The organism is Stenotrophomonas sp. (genome assembly GCF_032061965.1).
GTDB lineage: Bacteria > Pseudomonadota > Gammaproteobacteria > Xanthomonadales > Xanthomonadaceae > Stenotrophomonas.
This window is the reverse complement of record NZ_DAMBEF010000057.1, coordinates 1-17,690: the sequence shown is the minus strand read 5'-3', so window position 1 is coordinate 17,690 and position 17,690 is coordinate 1. Positions and strand designations below refer to the sequence as shown.

Sequence of the window (17,690 nt, the reverse complement as noted above, 5' to 3'; positions counted from 1 at the left end):
GATTTCCTTGAGCTTGAGCGCGCCTTCCAGCGCGATCGGGTAATGCAGGCCACGGCCAAGGAACAACGCGTTGGACTTGCCGGCAAAGCGCTCGGCCCAGGCGGCGATCTGCGGCTCCAGGTTCAGCGCGTGCTGCACGCTACCTGGCAGGTGACGCAGTTGCTCCAGGTAATCGGCTTCCTGTGCGGCATCGACCTTGCCGTGCAGCTTGCCCAGCACCACGGTCAGCTGGAACAGCGCAGCCAGCTGGGTGGTGAAGGCCTTGGTCGAGGCCACGCCGATCTCGGCGCCGGCGCGGGTGTAGCAGACCAGTTCACTGGCGCGCGGGATGGCGCTCTCGGGCACGTTGCAGATCGACAGCGTGTGCTTGTGGCCCAGCGACTTGGCGTACTTGAGCGCCTCCATCGTGTCCAGGGTTTCGCCGGACTGGGAGATGGTGACGATCAGGTGCCTGGGGTTGGCGAAGGCTGCGCGGTAACGGTACTCGCTGGCGATTTCGACGCTGCACGGCAGGCCGGAAATGGCCTCGATCCAGTAGCGCGCGGTCAGGCCTGCGTAGTAGCTGGTGCCACAGGCCAGGATCTGCACGCCCTCGATGTCCTTGAACACGGCTTCGGCGTCGGCGCCGAACAGGGTCGCCGGGAAGCCACCGGCGTCGATCGCCGCTTCCACGGTGTCGCCCAACGCTCGCGGTTGTTCGTGGATTTCCTTTTGCATGAAGTGGCGGTACGGCCCCAGCTCCAGCGAGGCCAGCGACACGTCGGACATGCGCTGTTCGCGCTGCACCGGGGCGTTGTCGCCGTCGAACACACGCACGCCCTGACGGGTCAGCTCAGCGGTGTCACCTTCTTCAAGGAACATCACCCGGCGGGTGGCCTGCAGGATTGCCGACACGTCGGAGGCGACGAAGTTCTCGCCGTCACCCAGGCCGACCAGCAGCGGGCAGCCCATGCGCGCGACCACCATGCGGTCCGGCTCTTTCTGGCTGATCACTGCCAGCGCGTAGGCACCGGTCAGCTCCTTCACCGTGCGCTGCAAGGCGCCAAGCAGATCGTCCTGATCGGCCTTGAGGTGATGGTGGATAAGGTGCGCGATGACCTCGGTATCGGTCTGCGACTCGAATACATAGCCCAGCGCACGCAGTTTTTCGCGCTGCTCTTCGTGATTCTCGATGATGCCGTTATGCACCAGGGCCACGCCCTGGCTGATGTGCGGGTGGGCATTGGATTCGGTCACGCCGCCATGGGTAGCCCAACGGGTGTGCCCGATACCGACCACGGCGTGGAACGCCTCGGCGGCAGCGGCGCTTTCCATTTCGGCGACGCGGCCGGTACGGCGCACGCGGCGCACCTGGTCTGCTGCCAGCACGGCGATACCGGAGGAGTCATAGCCGCGGTACTCCAGACGCTTGAGTCCCTCGATCAGGACAGGAACCACATCGCGATCAGCGATCGCACCCACAATGCCGCACATAGCCCATCCATTCGCAATAGTGATCGGACATTCTAAGCCAGCCGATTCGGACACCGCACAGACAATGGCGGACACGCACCACCGGACACTGTCCGCTGCAGCGTCCGCGGACACCCGGACACATCTGGACGGAATATTTTTCCTATTATTTTCATAAAGTTATAGTTGGCACGCGATCTGCTTAATGGTTACCAACCCCAGCAGTGAAGCCAACGATGATCCGCGACACCTCCGCCCAGGACCAGGTAAGCACCCAGCGCCCGCAACCGGTTTGGCGACGTTGGCTGTGGCCGGCGGTCGCCACCGTGGTGGTGGTGGCCGGTATCGGCTATGTCGTCAGCAACTGGCTCGGTGCCAGCCGCTCCTTTGACGGCGACCGCCTGCGCGTGGCCGAGGTGAGCCGCGGCAACCTGGTCCGCGACATTGCCGCCGACGGTCGCGTCATCGCCGCCAACAGCCCGATCCTGTATGCGATCTCGGCCGGTACCGTGACCCTGAAGGTCGTGGCCGGCGACGTGGTCAAGCAAGGCCAGGAGCTGGCCGTCATCGACAGCCCGGAACTGCGCAGCAAGCTGGCCCAGGAGCAGGCCACCCTGGCCGGCCTGGAAGCCGAAGCCAGCCGCGCCGCGCTGGATGCCACGCTTGCCCGCGCCACCGGCGCCAAGATGTCCGACCAGGCCGGGCTGGTGCGTACCGCCGCGCAGCGTGACCTGGAACGCTACCAGCGCGGCTATGACGGCGGCGCCGTACCGCAGGTGGACCTGGCCAAGGCCCAGGACGAACTGAAGAAGGCCCAGATCGAACTGCAGCACGCCCAGCAGGACGCCAGCCTGCAAACCCAGGGCGCTGCGCTGGATGCACGCAACAAGCGCCTGCTGGCCGAACGCCAGGAGGCTGTGGTGGCCGAGGTCAAGCGCCAGGTGGATGCGCTGACCCTGCGCGCCCCGTTCGATGGCCAGGTCGGTCAGGTGCAGGCCACCCAGCACACCCAGGTCGCCGCCAATGCGCCGATCCTTGGCGTGGTCGATCTGTCGCGGTTCGAAATCGAGATCAAGGTGCCGGAAAGCTTTGCCCGGGATCTGGCCATCGCCATGCCGGCCCAGCTCACCAGCGGCTCGGGCCAGCCCTTCCCCGGCGAGATCGCCGCGGTGTCGCCGGAAGTGGTCAATGGCGAAGTCGTGGCCCGCCTGCGCTTCTCCGACAAGCAGCCGCCCGGCCTGCGCCAGAGCCAGCGCATGAGCGCTCGCATCCTGCTGGACACCCGCAACAACGTACTCAAGGTCGAGCGCGGTCCGTTCGTCGAGCAGTCCGGTGGTCGATACGCCTATGTGGTCAACGGCAGCACCGCTGTCCGGCGTCCGATCCAGACCGGCGTCAGCAGCCTGGGCGAAGTGGAAATCGTCTCTGGCCTGCAGCCGGGCGACAAGATCGTTGTCTCCGGCGCGGATCTGTTCGGCGACAACGAGCGTGTATCGATCAACTGATTGCGGCCGGAAGTGGGGTGTTGGGATTGGGGATTGGAAACAGCTGCAGCCGTCCGGGGTGTCGTGAACCCTGCCGTCAGCACCGGAACCCTCGAATTCCCGCCCCATCGCCGGCCCTGGCATCACCCATCCAAGCGCAGTCCAAGCATCCCGCTCCTGCTCCACCTTCCACATTCCCCTTCGCTGAAAGGAATACCCATGCTCCAGATGCAATCCGTCTCCAAGGTCTTCCGTACCGAACAGGTTGAAACCCATGCGCTGCGTTCGCTGGACCTGCACGTGCGCGAAGGCGAATTCGTCGCGGTCACCGGTCCGTCAGGCTCGGGCAAGACCACCTTCCTCAACATCGCCGGCCTGCTGGAAACCTTCACCAGCGGCCAGTACCTGCTCGACGGCCAGGACGTCAGCCACCTCGGCGACGACGCCCGTTCGCGCCTGCGCAACCAGAAGATCGGTTTCATCTTCCAGGGCTTCAACCTGATCCCCGACCTCAACCTGTTCGACAACGTCGATGTGCCGCTGCGCTATCGCGGCATGCCCTCGGCCGAGCGCAAGCAGCGCATCGAAAAGGCCCTGACCGATGTCGGCCTGGGCTCGCGCATGAAGCACTACCCGGCTGAACTGTCCGGTGGTCAGCAGCAGCGCGCCGCCATCGCCCGTGCCCTGGCCGGCAGCCCGCGCCTGCTGCTGGCCGACGAACCGACCGGTAACCTCGACACGCAGATGGCACGTGGCGTGATGGAGCTGCTGGAAGAAATCAACAGCCAGGGCACCACCATCGTGATGGTCACCCATGATCCGGAACTGGCCGCCCGCGCCCAGCGCAATGTGCACATCGTCGATGGCCAGGCCACCGACCTGATCCGCGAGCCGGTGCTGGCACACGCCGCGCGCGTGGCCGCCATCGCCGACAACCAGGGCTGAGACCTGCATGTCGCTGTTCGCCTATCACCTCCGCCAAGGCCTGCGCAGCCTGCGCCGCACCCCGGTGCTGACTGCACTGATGGTGCTGTCCATTGCGATGGGCATTGGTGCGTCGATGACTACGCTGACAGTGAGGCACCTGCTCTCGGGCGATCCCCTGCCCGGGCGCAGCGCACAAATCTATTACCCGCAGGTCGATGCATCGCCGCGCGGCGAACGCGCCCGCAGCGAACCGCTGGACATGCTCGACTACACCTCGGCCACCGACCTGTGGCGTGACGGCCCGGCCGACCGCAAAGTTCTGGTGGTGGACAGCCCCGTCAAGTTATCCGCGCAGGCTAGCCAAGGGCCGGCGATGATGACCACGTTGCTGTCCACCACCGCCGATTTCTTCCCGATGTTCCAGGTGCCCATAGCCTACGGCGCCGGTTGGTCGGCCGAAGATGACCAGCGCCGCGCGCGCGTGGCAGTCATCTCCGCCGAATTGAACCAGCGCCTGTTCGATGGCAAGGACAGCACCGGCAAGATGCTGCGCATCCGCGACAGCGAAGTGCGCATCATCGGCGTGCTCCAGCCGTGGCGGCCATCGCCACTGTTCTACACCGTGGCTGGCGGGCGCTTTGCACAGGGCGACACTGCGGACTATTACCGTCCGGTCGAAGACGTGATGGTGCCGTTCTTCACCGGCCTGCAGATCAACGCCGGCAATTTCCAGCAGTTCACCTGCAACAGCCTGCCGGAAAAGCCGGGTCATCTGGAGAACAGCGATTGCGTCTGGCTGCAGCTTTGGGTGCAGTTGGACAGCCCGGCCAAGGTCGCGGCCTACCAGCAACACCTGCAGGCCTATGTCCAGCAGCAACAGCAGCTGGGCCGTATCAGCCAGCCGGAGCTGGCACGCCTGCGCAGCCTGATGGAGTGGATGGACTACAACGGCGTGGTGCCACGCGATGTAAAGCTGCAGGCATGGATCGCCATCGCCTTCCTGGTGATCTGCCTGTTCAACACCGTCGGGCTGCTGCTGGCCAAGTTCCTGCGCCGTACCGGTGAGATCGGTGTACTGCGTGCACTGGGCGCCACCCGTACGATGGTGTTCCAGCAATGCCTGATCGAGGCGGCGCTGATCGGTGTTGGCGGTGCCGTGCTCGGCCTGCTGTTCACCCTGGCCGGGCTGTGGAGCATCCGCCAACAGCCGCTGGCCTACGCCGACATGGTGCAGCTGGACCTGACGATGCTGGCACTCACCTTCGCCACTGCGGTGGCAACCACCGTCATCGCGGGACTGCTGCCGGCGCTGCGCGCCGCGCGCATCGACCCAGCCCTGCAGATCAAGGCCCTGTAAGCCATGACCCTGGACATCAAACCCATCATCGCCACGCTGTCACGGCATCGCATCGCCGCCAGCCTGATCGTGCTGGAGATCGCACTGGCTTGTGCGGTGCTGTGCAATGCGCTGTTCCTGGCCGCCTCGCGGATGGAGCTGATCGGCATGAACAGCGGCGTCGACGAAGCTGCCATTGCCACCCTCACCTTGAATGATTGCGAGTCCTGCACTGCAGTGGATCTCAACAGCCGCTGGTTGCGGCAGCTGCGTGGCCAGGCCGGCGTGCAGGCCGGCGGCGTGCTCAACGCCGTACCGTTTGGCCAGCGTGCAGCCGTTGCCGGCATCACCCTGGACGCCGAAGGCAAGCACCACGGCGGCGTCCCGCACTTCTACACGATGGATGCAGGCGCCATCGATGCCTTGCAGCTCAAGCCGGTGCAGGGCCGTATGTTCAACGATGCCGACTACCAGACGATCGGCAATTTCCTGCCGGAACAGGCACAGGTGTGGATCACCCAGGCCCTTGCCGAACACCTGTGGCCGGGCCAGGCGCCGTTGGGCAAGCAATTCTGGATGAGCAACTACCGCTATACCGTGGCCGGTGTGCTCGCGCATTTCTCCCGGCCCGACCCGGGCCGCAGCGAAAATGGCCTGGCCGGCATGGAATGGTCGGTGATCGTGCCGGTCCTCACCGATGCGCAGGCGGGCACCTATGTCGTGCGGGCAGATCCGCGCGACCTGCCGCGCATCGTCAACGATGCGATTGCCGCTGCCCCCAAGGTCACGCCCGAGGCGGTCCTCTCGGCCGACTACAGCATGCCGCTGCAGCAGCTGCGTGAAAGCTACTTCCGTCAGGACCGCAGCATGACCCGGCTGCTGCTGGGCATCTGCCTGGTGATGTTGCTGGTCACTGCGTTGGGGATCGTCGGCCTGGCCAGCTTCTGGGTGCAGCAGCGCACCAAGCAGATCGGCGTACGCCGTGCATTGGGCGCAACCCGCCGCCAGATCATCAGCTACTTCCAGACCGAGAACCTGCTGCTGACCGCCTCGGGTATCGCACTGGGCATGTTGCTGGCCTATGCCGGCAACCAGGTGCTGATGGCGTACTTCGAAATCCCCCGGCTGCCTTTTTACTACCTGCCGCTCGGCGCCGTGCTGTTGTGCCTGCTTGGCCAGGCCGCGGTGATCGGCCCTGCCCTTCGCGCCGCTTCCATCCCACCCATCGTCGCCACGCGCAGCGCCTGAGCTGCCAAGGACCGCCCATGTTCAGTTACTACTTCAAACTTGCCCTGCGCAGCTTCGGTCGCAACAAGATCCTGACCGCTTTGATGGTGCTGGCCATCGCCCTGGGTATTGGCGCGGCGATGACCACCTTGACGGTGTTCAAGGTACTGTCCGGCGACCCGATCCCGCACAAGAGCGACCGCCTGTTCTTTGCCCAGGTTGATCCGTACACCAAGGAAGGCTACCAACCGGGTGAAGAGCCCGAGATGCAGATGACGCGCTTCGATGCCGAAGAGCTGCTGCGCCAGAAGAAAGCACCGCGGCAGGCGATGATGACCGGCGGTGGTGGCATCGTCGACCCGCGCATTGATGCACTCAAGCCCTTCAGCATCAACATGCGCTACACCTCGGCCGATTTCTTCCCGATGTTCGACACGCCGTTCGCGTTCGGCCAGGGCTGGAGCGCGGATGAAGACCAGGGCCGCAGCCGCGTTGCGGTGATCAGCAACACGCTGAACGACAAGCTGTTCAAGGGTGCCAACAGCGTCGGCAAGGAAGTGCTGGTCGAAGGCCATGCCATGCGCATTGTCGGCGTGCTCAAGAAATGGAACCCCGCGCCGAAGTTCTACGACCTGTACTCGGGCAAGTTCGATTCCGAGGAAGATGTGTTCCTGCCCTTCAGCACCTCGCTTGACCTCAAGCTGGATCGCAACGGCAACATGAACTGCTTTGGCCGCGAACTGGTCAATGACGCCACCGCGCCCAACGTCCCCTGCGCCTGGATCCAGTATTGGGTTGAGCTGAATTCTCCAGGCGATGCCAAGGACTTCAAGGCCTACCTGGACAACTATTCGGAGCAGCAGCGCGCCAGCGGCCGTTTCGAGCGCCCCGCCAACACCCGCCTGCGCAATGTCATGGAGCTGATGGAATACCGCAACGCCGTGCCGGGCGATGTGCGCCTGCAGATGTGGCTGGCCTTCGGCTTCCTGCTGGTGTGCCTGGTCAATACCGTGGGCCTGCTGCTGGCCAAGTTCCTGCGCCGCAGCGGCGAGATTGGTGTGCGCCGTGCACTGGGTGCCAGCCGCGCGGAGATCTTCAAGCAGTGCCTGATCGAGGCCGGCACGATCGGCCTGGCCGGTGGCCTGCTGGGCCTGGTGTTTGCCCTGTTCGGATTGTGGGCGGTACGCCAACGCCCGGCCGAGTACGCATCGCTCGCCCACCTGGACGGCAGCATGTTGCTGGCCACCTTCGCCCTGGCGGTGCTTGCCAGCATGCTCGCCGGCATCCTGCCGGCCTGGCGTGCGATGCAGGTCGCCCCGGCACTGCAATTGAAAAGCCAGTAACCCGTCGTCGGAAGTCAGCAGCCCGGTGCGACGCAAGCCGCGCTGGCTGCTGCCAACTCACTACTTGTTCCTGTTTCCTCTTCACCAGTTCCTGGCTTCCCGGAGAAACCTCATGGAAATCCGCCCCATCCTCTCCACGCTGTCGCGGCACAAGACCGCCGCCGCATTGATCGTGCTGGAGATCGCGCTGAGCTGCGCCATCATCTGCAACGCGCTGTTCATCGTGTCCCAGCGCATCGATGCGATGCAGCTGGCCAGTGGCATCGACGACAACCAGTTGATCGAGATCGGCCTGAGCGGCATCGGCAAGCAGGTTGATGCCGATGCCCGTACCGCCGAGGACATTGCCTCGCTGCGCGGCATCCCGGGCGTCGAGAACGTCGCCATCGTCAACCAGCTGCCGTTCCAGGGAGGCTCCTGGAATACCTCGCTGGCGGCCTCGCCCGAACCCGATGCGCAGTCGACCAACGGCGCGCAGTACATGGTCGGCGAAAGCGCGGTGAAGACGCTGGGTATCAAGCTGGTGGCCGGCCGTGACTTCAACCCGGACGAATACCAGAGCAGCGACGTACTGGAGAAGGTCGAAGACCTCGGCAAACTGCGCGCACCGGCGATCCTGACCGAGCCCATGGCCAAGAAGTTCTTTCCCGATGGCAATGCCGTCGGCAAGACCCTGTACATGGCCAACATCCCGGTGACCGTGGTCGGCGTGGCACAGACCCTGCTGCGTCCGAACATGCAGAACAACAACCGCACCGACTCGATCATCTTCCCGATCCGGATGAACTTCGCCAACGGCGGCCGCTACATCCTGCGCGTCACCGAGCCGGGCCGTCGCGACGAGGTGTTGAAGCAGGCGCTGGCCACCCTGGACAAGAACGATCCCAACCGTCTGGTGTGGACCAAGCTCACCGTCGAGGAAAAGCGTGCCAAGTACTTCGCCAATGACCGCGACATGATCGGCCTGCTGTTGATCGTCAGCGGCCTGCTGTTGCTGGTGACCGCGCTGGGCATCATCGGCCTGGCCAGCTTCTGGGTGCAGCAACGCACCAAGCAAATCGGCATCCGCCGCGCCCTTGGCGCCACCCGCGCGCAGGTGCTGCGTTACTTCCAGACCGAGAACTTCCTGCTGGCCAGCATCGGCATCGTGGTCGGCATGCTGCTGGCCTACCTGCTCAACCAATGGCTGATGGGCCGCTATGAACTGCCGCGCCTGCCCTTGATCTACCTGCCGGTCGGTGCCGCCCTGCTGTGGTTGCTGGGCCAGATCGCGGTGTTCGGCCCGGCCCGGCGCGCAGCATCCATTCCGCCCGCTGTCGCTACACGCAGCGCCTGACGATACGGCACAGGGGAGAGGAAATGTTTGGCTACTACCTGCAACTGGCAGTCCGCAGCTTTGCACGCAACAAGGTGTTGACCACCTTGATGGTACTGACGATAGCGGTGGGCATCGGTGCGACGATGACCACCCTGGCGATGTACTTCGTGCTGTCCGGGAATCCCATTCCCGGCAAGAGTTCGCGACTGTTCTACGCGCAGCTGGAGCCTCGCAGTCTTGGCAAGGATGCCACCCTCGACACTGATCCTCCGTCGCAGATGAGCCGCTACGACGCCGAAGAACTGCTGCGGCAGAAGCGCGGTGATCGTCAGGCCGCGATGAGCGCCGGCTCGGTGACGGTGATGCCTGCCGGCAATGCCGCGCAACCGTTCCGTGCCAGGGCCCGCTATACCTCGGCCGATTTCTTTCCGATGTTCGAGGTGCCACTGGCCGCCGGCAACGCCTGGAACGCCGCCGACGATGAGGCCCGTGCACTGGTGGCGATCATCGACCGCAAGCTCGCCGGCAGGTTGTTCGGCAGTGCCGAGCCGGTTGGCAAGGAGTTGCATCTGCCGCAGGGCACGTTCCGGGTCATCGGGGTCATCGGCGACTTCAACCCGACACCCCGCTTCTACGACCTTACCAGCCAACGTTACGGCGGCGATGAGCAGGTGCTGCTGCCCTTTTCAACCTCTCGCGCGTTGAAGCTCGACACCCAGGGCCACATGCAATGCTGGGGCGCCAGTGATGACGGTGAGGGCAACCGCGGTCTCACCGCACCCTGCGCATGGCTGCAGTATTGGGTGGAACTGGACTCGCCTGAAAAGGCGCGCGACTACCTCAAGTACCTGGCCGACTACTCCGACACCCAAAGCGCCAACGGCCGCTTCGAGCGCCCCACCAATGTACGCCTGCACGATGTCATGGGCTGGCTCGATTTCAACCGCATCGTGCCGAACGATGTACGCCTGCAGATGTGGCTGGCGTTCGGCTTCCTGCTGGTATGCATGATCAACACGGTCAGCCTGTTGCTGGCCAAGTTCCTGCGCCGCAGCGGCGAGATCGGCGTACGGCGGTCATTGGGCGCGTCGCGGCAGGACATATTCAAGCAATGCCTGACCGAAGCCGGGGTCATCGGCCTGGCCGGCGGCGGCCTGGGCCTGTGCTTCGCTGCGTTCGGGTTGTGGCTGATCCGCCAGCAACCCGATGACTACGCCAAGCTCGCGCACATGGATGGAACGACGCTGTGGCTGACCTTCGTGCTGGCGGTGACGGTAAGTATTCTCGCCGGCCTGCTACCGGCCTGGCGGGCGATGCAGGTGCCGCCGGCCCTGCAGCTCAAGAGCCAGTAGCCCGTCCTTTCCACCTGATGTTCCCCGTTCCCCTCAGCTGCCAACACCTGGACCATGCACATCCTTCCCATCTTCAACCAGCTGACCCGACACAAGACGGCCTGCCTGCTGTTGGTGCTGGAGATCGCCCTGAGCTGCGCCATCATCTGCAATGCGGTGTTCATCATCAGTAAACGAGTGAGTGACATTCGTGCCCACAGCGGGGTCGTCGATGACGAACTGGTCTATCTGGCCACCAGCAGCCTGCTGCCGGACATCAACCAGGACGCCCTGCGTCGGCAGGATGTGCAGGCGTTGGCGGCGTTGCCCGGGGTAAAGGCGGCAGGCAGCGTCAACCAGATCCCCTATGGCGGCAATGTGTGGGGCTCGGACATCCGCCTGCAGGCAGACCAGACCCGCCCCACCGCGCATGCATCGATCTACATGGATGATGGCAACATGCTGCAGACCTATGGGCTGCAGGTGGTGGAAGGGCGCAGCTTCTTGCCCGATGAGTACATCGAGAACAGCGCCTTCGATCCCAACAAGATCGGGCCCGGCGTGCCATCCGTGCTGTTGAGCAGCGCCCTGGCGCAACGCTTGTTCCCCGGCGAAAGCGCGATCGGCAAGCGGGTCTACATCTGGGGGGAAGAGCAGCCGCCGTCCACCGTCGTCGGCGTGATCAAGAACCTGATGGCCCCCGGTGACAGGGGCACTTTTGGCAATCAATACGATTCGGTGATTTTCCCGATCCGCGTCTCCAACGGTGCCTACGCACTTCGCACCACACCCGAGCAACGGCAACGCGTACTCGAAGCGGCCATCGCAGCACTGCATAAGCAGGACCCCAATCGCATCATCGAGCAGCAGGACACGCTTGAGCAGATGCGCAACGATTTCCATCGCCGCGATCGCTCGGTGATCTGGCTCTTGTTGGCCGTCAGCGTTGCCTTGTTGGCGGTCACCGCGTTCGGCATCATGGGCCTGGCCAGCTTCTGGGTGCAGCAACGCACCCGTCAGATCGGTATCCGTCGTGCGCTTGGCGCCACGCGACGGCACATCCTGCGCCACTTCCAGTTGGAGAACCTGGTACTGAGTGGTGCCGGCGTCGTTCTCGGCCTGCTGCTGGCATACGCATTGAACATGCTGCTGATGCGTCACTACGAGCTGCCACGCCTGCCGCTGGGCTACCTGCCGATCGCCGCGTTGTTGCTGGTGCTGCTGGGACAGTTCGCAGTGCTCGGCCCCGCGCGACGCGCCGCCGCCGTACCGCCAGCGGTGGCCACCCGTGCTGCCTGATCCTGCCTGCCCCTTTTCCGCCAGAGTCACGACGATGAATACCAAACTGCTGAGCCTGCTGCTGTTGCTTTCGCCGCTTGCCATTCCCGCTGCGCAGGCTGCCGAGGCAAGCAAGGACAACCTGCACGACACGATCGCCGCGCTGGACCATGGCATGTTTGACAGTTTCAACCATTGCAGTGATCCGGCGCAGTTCGAAAAGCACGCTGGCTATTTCGACCCGGCGGTCGAGTTCTACCACGACAATGGCGGGGTTACCTGGACCCGCGAAGCGATGCTGGCCAATACCCGCAACAACGTCTGTGGGCACTACACCCGACAATTGCTGCCGGGCACCCTGGAGGTTTTCCCGATCAAGGATTTCGGCGCGATCGCCCGCGGCCAGCACCAGTTCTGCGACCTCAACGGCGAGCATTGCGACGGTCTGGCCGATTTCGTCATCATCTGGCGCCTGCGCGATGGCCAGTGGCAGGCAACGCGCGTGCTCAGTTATGCGCACCGTGCCAGTCGCAGCCAGGAATCCTGATCCACACCGCAGCGAACGCTGCCGACAGCGTGTAATGTCGGCACCTGCAACCCCGCCCACCTCCAGACGACCATGCCGCAGATCCTGATCATCGACGACAACACCGCCGTGGCCACTGCGCTGGACGTGCTGTTCTCGCTGCACGACATCGACACCCGCCATGCCAGCTCACCGGCGCAGGGTTTGTCCATGCTGGCCGAGCAGGAGTTCGACCTGGTCCTGCAGGACATGAACTTCACTGCGGACACCACCTCGGGCGAAGAAGGCCAACAGCTGTTCGCCGATATCCGCCAGGCGCACCCGGACTTGCCGGTGATCCTGCTGACAGCGTGGACCCACCTGGACAGTGCGGTGGAACTGGTCAAGGCCGGGGCCGCCGACTACCTGGCCAAGCCCTGGGACGACGGACGCCTGCTGACCACGGTCAACAACCTGTTGGAACTGGCAGAAACGCGTCGCGAGCTGGCCCGCAGGCGCGCCCGGGAACTGCGCCACCAACAGGCCCTGCACGAGCGCTATGACCTGCGCGGCGTGGTCTTTGCCGACCCCGCCAGCGAGCGGATCATTGCCCTGGCCTGCCAGGTCGCGCGCTCGCAGTTGCCGGTGCTGATCACCGGCCCCAATGGTGCCGGCAAGGAAAAGATCGCCGAGATCATCCAGGCCAATTCGAGTGATCGCAAAGGGCCGTTCGTCGCGCTGAACTGTGGTGCCATTCCTTCGGAACTGATCGAGGCCGAGCTGTTCGGTGCCGAGGCCGGTGCCTATACCGGCGCCAACAAGGCGCGCGAAGGCAAGTTCGAGGCCGCCGATGGCGGTACCTTGTTCCTGGACGAAATCGGCAACCTGTCGCTGACCGGCCAGATGAAATTGCTGCGGGTACTGGAAACCGGGCGCTTCGAGCGATTGGGCTCCAACCGTAAGCGTCAGGTGTCGGTGCGGGTGGTCAGCGCCACCAATGCCGACCTGCCGGCGATGATCCGCGATGGCAGTTTCCGCGAAGACCTGTACTACCGGCTCAATACTGTCGAGCTCAGCCTGCCGCCGTTGGCCGAGCGCCGCGAAGACATCCTGCCGCTGGCCCAGCACTTCCTCGCCGACGGCAAGCCGCTGTCGGCGCAGGCAGCACAGGCGCTGCAACGGCATACCTGGCCGGGCAACGTGCGCGAACTGCGCAATGTCATCCAGCGCGCCACCTTGCTGGCACAGGGGCCGCGCATCGAAGCGGCCGACCTCAACCTGCCGCGTGCGCCCAACCGCCCCACCGCGCAGGCCGATGAACCCGACCGCGCCCGCATCGTCACTGCACTGGAGCGGGCTGGCGGGGTCATCGCCCAGGCTGCCGCCGAGCTGGGCATGAGCCGGCAGGCGCTGTATCGGCGCATGGACCGGCACCATATCCCACGCGAATGAAGTCCCGGTCCTTCACCTTCTCGCTGTTCCTGCGGCTGCTGCCGGTGCTGGCGCTGGCCGCAGCGTTTCCTTGGCTGCTGGCCTATTGGATGGACCGTGGTTGGGTCGTTGTCACCATTTCAGCGCTGTTCCTGCTTGGGCTGATGTGGTGGACGCTGCGCCGCGCCACCGCGCCGGTGCGCTCGCTGTTGCGTGCACTGGCAGGCACCACCAGCAGCTACCGTGATGGTGAGTTCAACTTCGGTGTGCATTGGCGGGGCAACGACGAACTGGCGCAGTTGGTGAAGGCCCATGCCGAACTCGGCGATGTACTGCGCGAGCAACGGCAATCGCTGGTCCAGCGTGAGCTGTTACTGGACACCATGGTGCAGAACACGCCGGTGGCGATGCTGTTGCTGTCCGATGGCGGCGATGGCGTGCAACGCGTGACGTTTTCCAACACCGCCGCGCGCAAGCTGCTGCACGGCGGCTGGAAGCTGGAAGGCAAGCGCATGCACGAGCTGCTGGATACCATGCCGATCGAGCTGCGCAATGCCATCGCCCGAGGCGGCGACTCGTTGTTCGCTGTACGCCCAGCAGATGCGGAGGAAGGCGATGATGACGACGAACAGATCTATCATCTGTCACGACGCGGCTTCCACTTGAATGGACGGCCACAGGAACTGCTATTGCTGCGCCTGCTCACCGCCGAGCTGCGTCGCCAGGAAGTACAGACCTGGAAAAAAGTGATCCGGGTGATCAGCCACGAGTTGAACAACTCATTGGCACCGATTGCTTCGCTCGCGCATTCCGGCGCAGAACTTGTCCGGCGGGGTCGCCACGACCGGCTGGAAGACATCTTTGGCACGGTGGAAGAACGCGCGCGGCATCTGGAAGGCTTCATCCGCGGCTATGCCCGCTTTGCCAAGCTGCCCCAGCCGCAACTGCAGACCGTGGCCTGGAGCCAGTTCCTGCACGGCTTGCAGCAGCAGATCAGTTTCCGCATGGAGCCGATGGTCGATGAGCAGTACAGCCGCATCGATGCCTCACAGTTTTCGCAGGCTTTGTTGAACCTGCTGAAGAACGCACACGAGGCCGGCACCGACAATGGCGCTGCGGAGGATTCGGTGGAGGTACGCGTGGCGCGCCTGCCGAACTGGCTGCGCATCGAGGTGCTGGACCGTGGTTGCGGCATGAATGAAGCGGTGTTGCAGAACGCCTTGATGCCGTTCTATTCAACCAAGCGCAACGGCACCGGCCTGGGCCTGGCATTGACGCGCGAGATCATCGAAGCACACGGCGGGCGTATCTCGTTGCAGAACCGCAAGGATGGCGGCCTGTGCGTGGCCATCCTGCTGCCGCACGACTAGAACAGCGCTTCGACGGATCGGATGCACCTCGGCAAAGCCCTGCCGAGCAGGGCTCGGCACCAAGCCCCCTCCCTTTGCCCGCAGGCCAAGGGGAGGGTTGGGGAGGGGTCGGCTTTTCTACTGGACCGGCTTGGCGGCTTACGCCGCTCCTGCGGCTCGGTCGGATCACGGGGAACGCCCTACCGAGCAGGGCTCGGCACTACCGCTCTGATGCTTCGCCGCTTGCGCCACTCCCAAAGGAGAGCGCTCACGGCTGTTCCAAGGTTCGTCGCATCGCCAATCGCAACGCCATTGGAAACCCCGCCGCGGCCTCGGCGGCCATCACTTCGTACATGCCTGCACTCCACTCCGGCGCAGCCCATTCACTGAACCCTTCGCTGGCATAGAAAGGCGCGTTCCATGGCACGTCGACCAGCGTGCTCAATACCGCGCGCCGGTATCCCCGCGCCCTCGCCTGCGCCATGGCATGTCGCAGCAAGGCGCGACCATGACCTTTGCGCCCATGCGCCGGCGCAACGTCCATCTGCTGGATATGGAAGTCCTCGCCAACGCACCGGCCATCAGGTAACCGGCCAGCACGTCCTCACTGGCAACCACCCACAGCATTCCACGCTGCCAAGCCTGTTCAAACAACGCCGGCTCAGTCGGGCTCGCCGCAAACAGCGCAGCGGCCGGATGCCCGCGCAGGCGCTCACCGGCCTGCGCTTCAATCCGTGGCAACAGCGCGAGTTCATCGCGCCGTGCCAATCGCGGCTCAGGACTTCTTGACCGGACGAACCCAGCCATCGATGGTTTCCTGGCGGCTACGTGCAACCGTCAACTTGCCTTCCGGCGCATTGCGGGTGATGACCGAACCCGCAGCGATGGTCGCACCGTCGGCCAGGGTCACCGGCGCCACCAGCGAACTGTTGGAACCGACGAACACCTTGTCACCAATCGTGGTCTGGAACTTGTTCACACCGTCGTAGTTGCAGGTGATGGTACCCGCACCGATATTGGTGCCGCTGCCAATCACCGCATCGCCCAGGTAGGTCAGGTGGTTGGCTTTGCTGCCCTTGCCCAGCGTGGTCTTCTTGGTTTCCACGAAGTTGCCGATGTGTACGCCATCAGCAAGGACCGTGCCCTGACGCAAACGCGCGAATGGGCCGATCTGCGCGGCGCCTTCGCTGACCACGCCCTCCAGGTCGCAATGCGGCCGCACCTCGGTGCCCGCACCCAGTTTGACGTCCTTCAGCCGCACGAACGCGCCGATGCTGACGCCGTCGCCCAGCTCCACATTGCCTTCCAGGATCACGTTGGCATCAATCTGCACATCGCGACCAACCTTCACCGTGCCGCGCTGATCAAAGCGCGACGGATCGAGCAGGCGGGCCCCCTGCTCGCACAGCGCCTTGGCCGCGCGCAGCTGCCAAGCACGTTCCAGCTGCGACAACTGCCACGGATCGTTCGCGCCTTCTGCTTCCTGTGCATCAGCCACATGCACCAGTCCGGCCGGGGTGTACTCACTGGCCGCGGATGCGAACACGTCGGTGAGGTAATACTCGCCCTGGGCATTGCTGTTGGACAGACTCGACAACCAACGCTTCAGGGCAGTGGATTCAGCGGCGATAATGCCGGTGTTGATGGTGCGGATACGCTTCTGCTCGTCGTCGGCATCCTTCTGCTCGACAATCGCGGCGACCTTGCCTTCGGCGTCACGGACGATGCGGCCGTAGCCGGTCGGGTTGTCCAGTTCGGCAACCAGTACCGCCAGACGCGGGGCACCTTCGAGCAGGGCCCTCAGGGTCTGCGCACGGATCAGCGGCACATCGCCGTACAGCACCAGCACCTGGGCGGTATCGGGAACCTCGGGCATGGCCTGCTGCACGGCGTGGCCGGTGCCCAATTGCTGGGTCTGCTCAGCCCACAGCAGGTCGTCCTGGTCGGCAAACGCCGCGCGCACCGCTTCACCGCCATGGCCGTAGACCACGTGGATGCCGGTCGGCTGCAGCTGCCGGGCAGTCTCGATCACATGCGCCAGCATGGGCTGGCCGGCGATGGGCTGCAGCACCTTGGGCAGTACCGACTTCATGCGCTTGCCTGCGCCTGCTGCGAGGATGATGACGTGCAACGGCTGGGTCATACCTACGACTTCCTTGGATAATTCACGGATTCTAAGCCCAAGGCGTTAGTATTGCAGACTGCTTACTGAACCCCATGCGGATGAGCCTTTTTCGGCAAGGTAGCCAATACATCGCCTTTGGACTGCTGCAACTGGCAGTGGACTGGGGCGTGTTCGTTGCAGCAACCGCGTTGGGGCTACCGGTGGCGCCGGGCAACCTGCTGGGCCGTGTAAGCGGCGCCCTGCTCGGATTCTGGCTCAATGGCCGCTATACGTTTGCCAGCGGCGGCGAGCAGCGCCATGGCTGGAAGCGTTTCGCGCGCTTTGCCGTGCTTTGGCTGCTGATGACCGTCATCAGTACCTGGCTTATCGGTTGGGTCGCCCATTCGCTGGGTCTGAAATACGCATGGCTGGCCAAGCCCATGGTCGAGGCCGGCCTGGCGGCGGTGACCTTCTTCCTGCTGCGTCATGTGGTGTACCGCTGAGCTCAAGCCCGTAGTGCCGAGCCGAGCTTGGCGGTGGCTTTACCACTTGTAGTGCCGAGCCATGCTCGGCAGGGGCTTTGCCTGCGAACAGCGCCCTCACCC

Annotated in this window: 15 protein-coding genes and 1 pseudogene; 12 read left to right on the top strand and 4 right to left on the bottom strand. The window is 64.4% G+C overall.

What is annotated here, in order from left to right; all coding sequences use genetic code 11:
- The coding region (gene glmS / locus RT460_RS18040; protein WP_313320978.1) for a glutamine--fructose-6-phosphate transaminase (isomerizing) at positions 1–1,473 on the bottom strand (1,473 nt) is incomplete at its 3' end.
- A gap of 215 nt (positions 1,474–1,688) precedes the next feature.
- Between glmS and RT460_RS18035 the strand changes: the two genes are divergently transcribed.
- The 11 genes and pseudogenes from RT460_RS18035 to RT460_RS17985 all read left to right on the top strand — a co-directional run.
- Entirely contained in the window at positions 1,689–2,957 is a 1,269-nt protein-coding gene (locus RT460_RS18035) for an efflux RND transporter periplasmic adaptor subunit (protein ID WP_313320976.1), read from the top strand.
- Positions 2,958–3,155: 198 nt separating this feature from the next.
- Positions 3,156–3,881: an ABC transporter ATP-binding protein gene (locus RT460_RS18030; RefSeq protein WP_313320974.1), complete on the top strand. Its 726-nt coding sequence runs from the start codon at positions 3,156–3,158 to the stop codon at positions 3,879–3,881.
- Positions 3,882–3,888: 7 nt separating this feature from the next.
- Complete coding sequence (locus RT460_RS18025; RefSeq protein ID WP_313320972.1) at positions 3,889–5,220, top strand: ABC transporter permease; 1,332 nt, start codon at positions 3,889–3,891, stop codon at positions 5,218–5,220.
- A 3-nt stretch (positions 5,221–5,223) separates the two neighbouring features.
- Positions 5,224–6,447: an FtsX-like permease family protein gene (locus RT460_RS18020; protein ID WP_313320970.1), complete on the top strand. Its 1,224-nt coding sequence runs from the start codon at positions 5,224–5,226 to the stop codon at positions 6,445–6,447.
- 17 nt (positions 6,448–6,464) lie between these two features.
- Complete coding sequence (locus tag RT460_RS18015) at positions 6,465–7,769, top strand: ABC transporter permease (RefSeq protein WP_313320968.1); 1,305 nt, start codon at positions 6,465–6,467, stop codon at positions 7,767–7,769.
- Between the two features lie 112 nt (positions 7,770–7,881).
- Positions 7,882–9,105 carry an FtsX-like permease family protein gene (locus RT460_RS18010; RefSeq protein ID WP_313320965.1) on the top strand — a complete coding sequence of 408 codons (1,224 nt, stop codon included), beginning with the start codon at positions 7,882–7,884 and terminating at the stop codon, positions 9,103–9,105.
- 23 nt (positions 9,106–9,128) lie between these two features.
- Complete coding sequence (locus tag RT460_RS18005) at positions 9,129–10,439, top strand: ABC transporter permease (RefSeq protein ID WP_313320963.1); 1,311 nt, start codon at positions 9,129–9,131, stop codon at positions 10,437–10,439.
- Between the two features lie 54 nt (positions 10,440–10,493).
- The gene (locus RT460_RS18000; protein WP_313320961.1) at positions 10,494–11,717 is read left to right on the top strand and encodes an FtsX-like permease family protein; all 1,224 of its coding nucleotides are present in this window, start codon (positions 10,494–10,496) and stop codon (positions 11,715–11,717) included.
- Between the two features lie 34 nt (positions 11,718–11,751).
- The gene (locus RT460_RS17995) at positions 11,752–12,243 is read left to right on the top strand and encodes a nuclear transport factor 2 family protein (RefSeq protein ID WP_313320960.1); all 492 of its coding nucleotides are present in this window, start codon (positions 11,752–11,754) and stop codon (positions 12,241–12,243) included.
- 72 nt (positions 12,244–12,315) lie between these two features.
- On the top strand, positions 12,316–13,653 hold the full coding sequence (locus RT460_RS17990) for a sigma-54 dependent transcriptional regulator (protein WP_313320958.1): 1,338 nt from the start codon (positions 12,316–12,318) through the stop codon (positions 13,651–13,653).
- Positions 13,578–15,002 (top strand): annotated as a pseudogene (locus RT460_RS17985) (HAMP domain-containing sensor histidine kinase); the annotation flags it as partial. The gene RT460_RS17990 and the pseudogene RT460_RS17985, both read left to right, overlap by 76 nt.
- 247 nt (positions 15,003–15,249) lie before the next feature.
- On the opposite strand, the gene RT460_RS17980 reads toward RT460_RS17985, so the two are convergent.
- Genes RT460_RS17980 through glmU form a run of 3 tightly spaced genes read right to left on the bottom strand, consistent with a single transcriptional unit; the run spans position 15,250 to position 17,124 of the window.
- The gene (locus RT460_RS17980) at positions 15,250–15,525 is read right to left on the bottom strand and encodes a GNAT family N-acetyltransferase (RefSeq protein ID WP_313320956.1); all 276 of its coding nucleotides are present in this window, start codon (positions 15,523–15,525) and stop codon (positions 15,250–15,252) included.
- Positions 15,423–15,722 (bottom strand): hypothetical protein, encoded by a 300-nt coding sequence (locus tag RT460_RS17975; protein ID WP_313320980.1) that lies wholly within the window; start codon positions 15,720–15,722, stop codon positions 15,423–15,425. The genes RT460_RS17980 and RT460_RS17975 overlap by 103 nt, the downstream gene beginning before the upstream one ends.
- 34 nt (positions 15,723–15,756) lie before the next feature.
- A complete protein-coding gene (gene glmU / locus RT460_RS17970; RefSeq protein WP_313320954.1) occupies positions 15,757–17,124 on the bottom strand; it encodes a bifunctional UDP-N-acetylglucosamine diphosphorylase/glucosamine-1-phosphate N-acetyltransferase GlmU in 1,368 nt (455 codons plus the stop codon).
- 80 nt (positions 17,125–17,204) lie between these two features.
- Between glmU and RT460_RS17965 the strand changes: the two genes are divergently transcribed.
- Positions 17,205–17,588 carry a GtrA family protein gene (locus RT460_RS17965; RefSeq protein WP_313320952.1) on the top strand — a complete coding sequence of 128 codons (384 nt, stop codon included), beginning with the start codon at positions 17,205–17,207 and terminating at the stop codon, positions 17,586–17,588.
- Positions 17,589–17,690 lie beyond the last annotated feature (102 nt).

Coding starts and splice junctions, on each gene's coding strand:
- RT460_RS18035 (WP_313320976.1), top strand. CDS start 1,689: ATGATCCGCGACACCTCCGCCCAGGACCAGGTAAGCACCCAGCGCCCG.
- RT460_RS18030 (WP_313320974.1), top strand. CDS start 3,156: ATGCTCCAGATGCAATCCGTCTCCAAGGTCTTCCGTACCGAACAGGTT.
- RT460_RS18025 (WP_313320972.1), top strand. CDS start 3,889: ATGTCGCTGTTCGCCTATCACCTCCGCCAAGGCCTGCGCAGCCTGCGC.
- RT460_RS18020 (WP_313320970.1), top strand. CDS start 5,224: ATGACCCTGGACATCAAACCCATCATCGCCACGCTGTCACGGCATCGC.
- RT460_RS18015 (WP_313320968.1), top strand. CDS start 6,465: ATGTTCAGTTACTACTTCAAACTTGCCCTGCGCAGCTTCGGTCGCAAC.
- RT460_RS18010 (WP_313320965.1), top strand. CDS start 7,882: ATGGAAATCCGCCCCATCCTCTCCACGCTGTCGCGGCACAAGACCGCC.
- RT460_RS18005 (WP_313320963.1), top strand. CDS start 9,129: ATGTTTGGCTACTACCTGCAACTGGCAGTCCGCAGCTTTGCACGCAAC.
- RT460_RS18000 (WP_313320961.1), top strand. CDS start 10,494: ATGCACATCCTTCCCATCTTCAACCAGCTGACCCGACACAAGACGGCC.
- RT460_RS17995 (WP_313320960.1), top strand. CDS start 11,752: ATGAATACCAAACTGCTGAGCCTGCTGCTGTTGCTTTCGCCGCTTGCC.
- RT460_RS17990 (WP_313320958.1), top strand. CDS start 12,316: ATGCCGCAGATCCTGATCATCGACGACAACACCGCCGTGGCCACTGCG.
- RT460_RS17980 (WP_313320956.1), bottom strand. CDS start 15,525: ATGGACGTTGCGCCGGCGCATGGGCGCAAAGGTCATGGTCGCGCCTTG.
- glmU (WP_313320954.1), bottom strand. CDS start 17,124: ATGACCCAGCCGTTGCACGTCATCATCCTCGCAGCAGGCGCAGGCAAG.
- RT460_RS17965 (WP_313320952.1), top strand. CDS start 17,205: ATGAGCCTTTTTCGGCAAGGTAGCCAATACATCGCCTTTGGACTGCTG.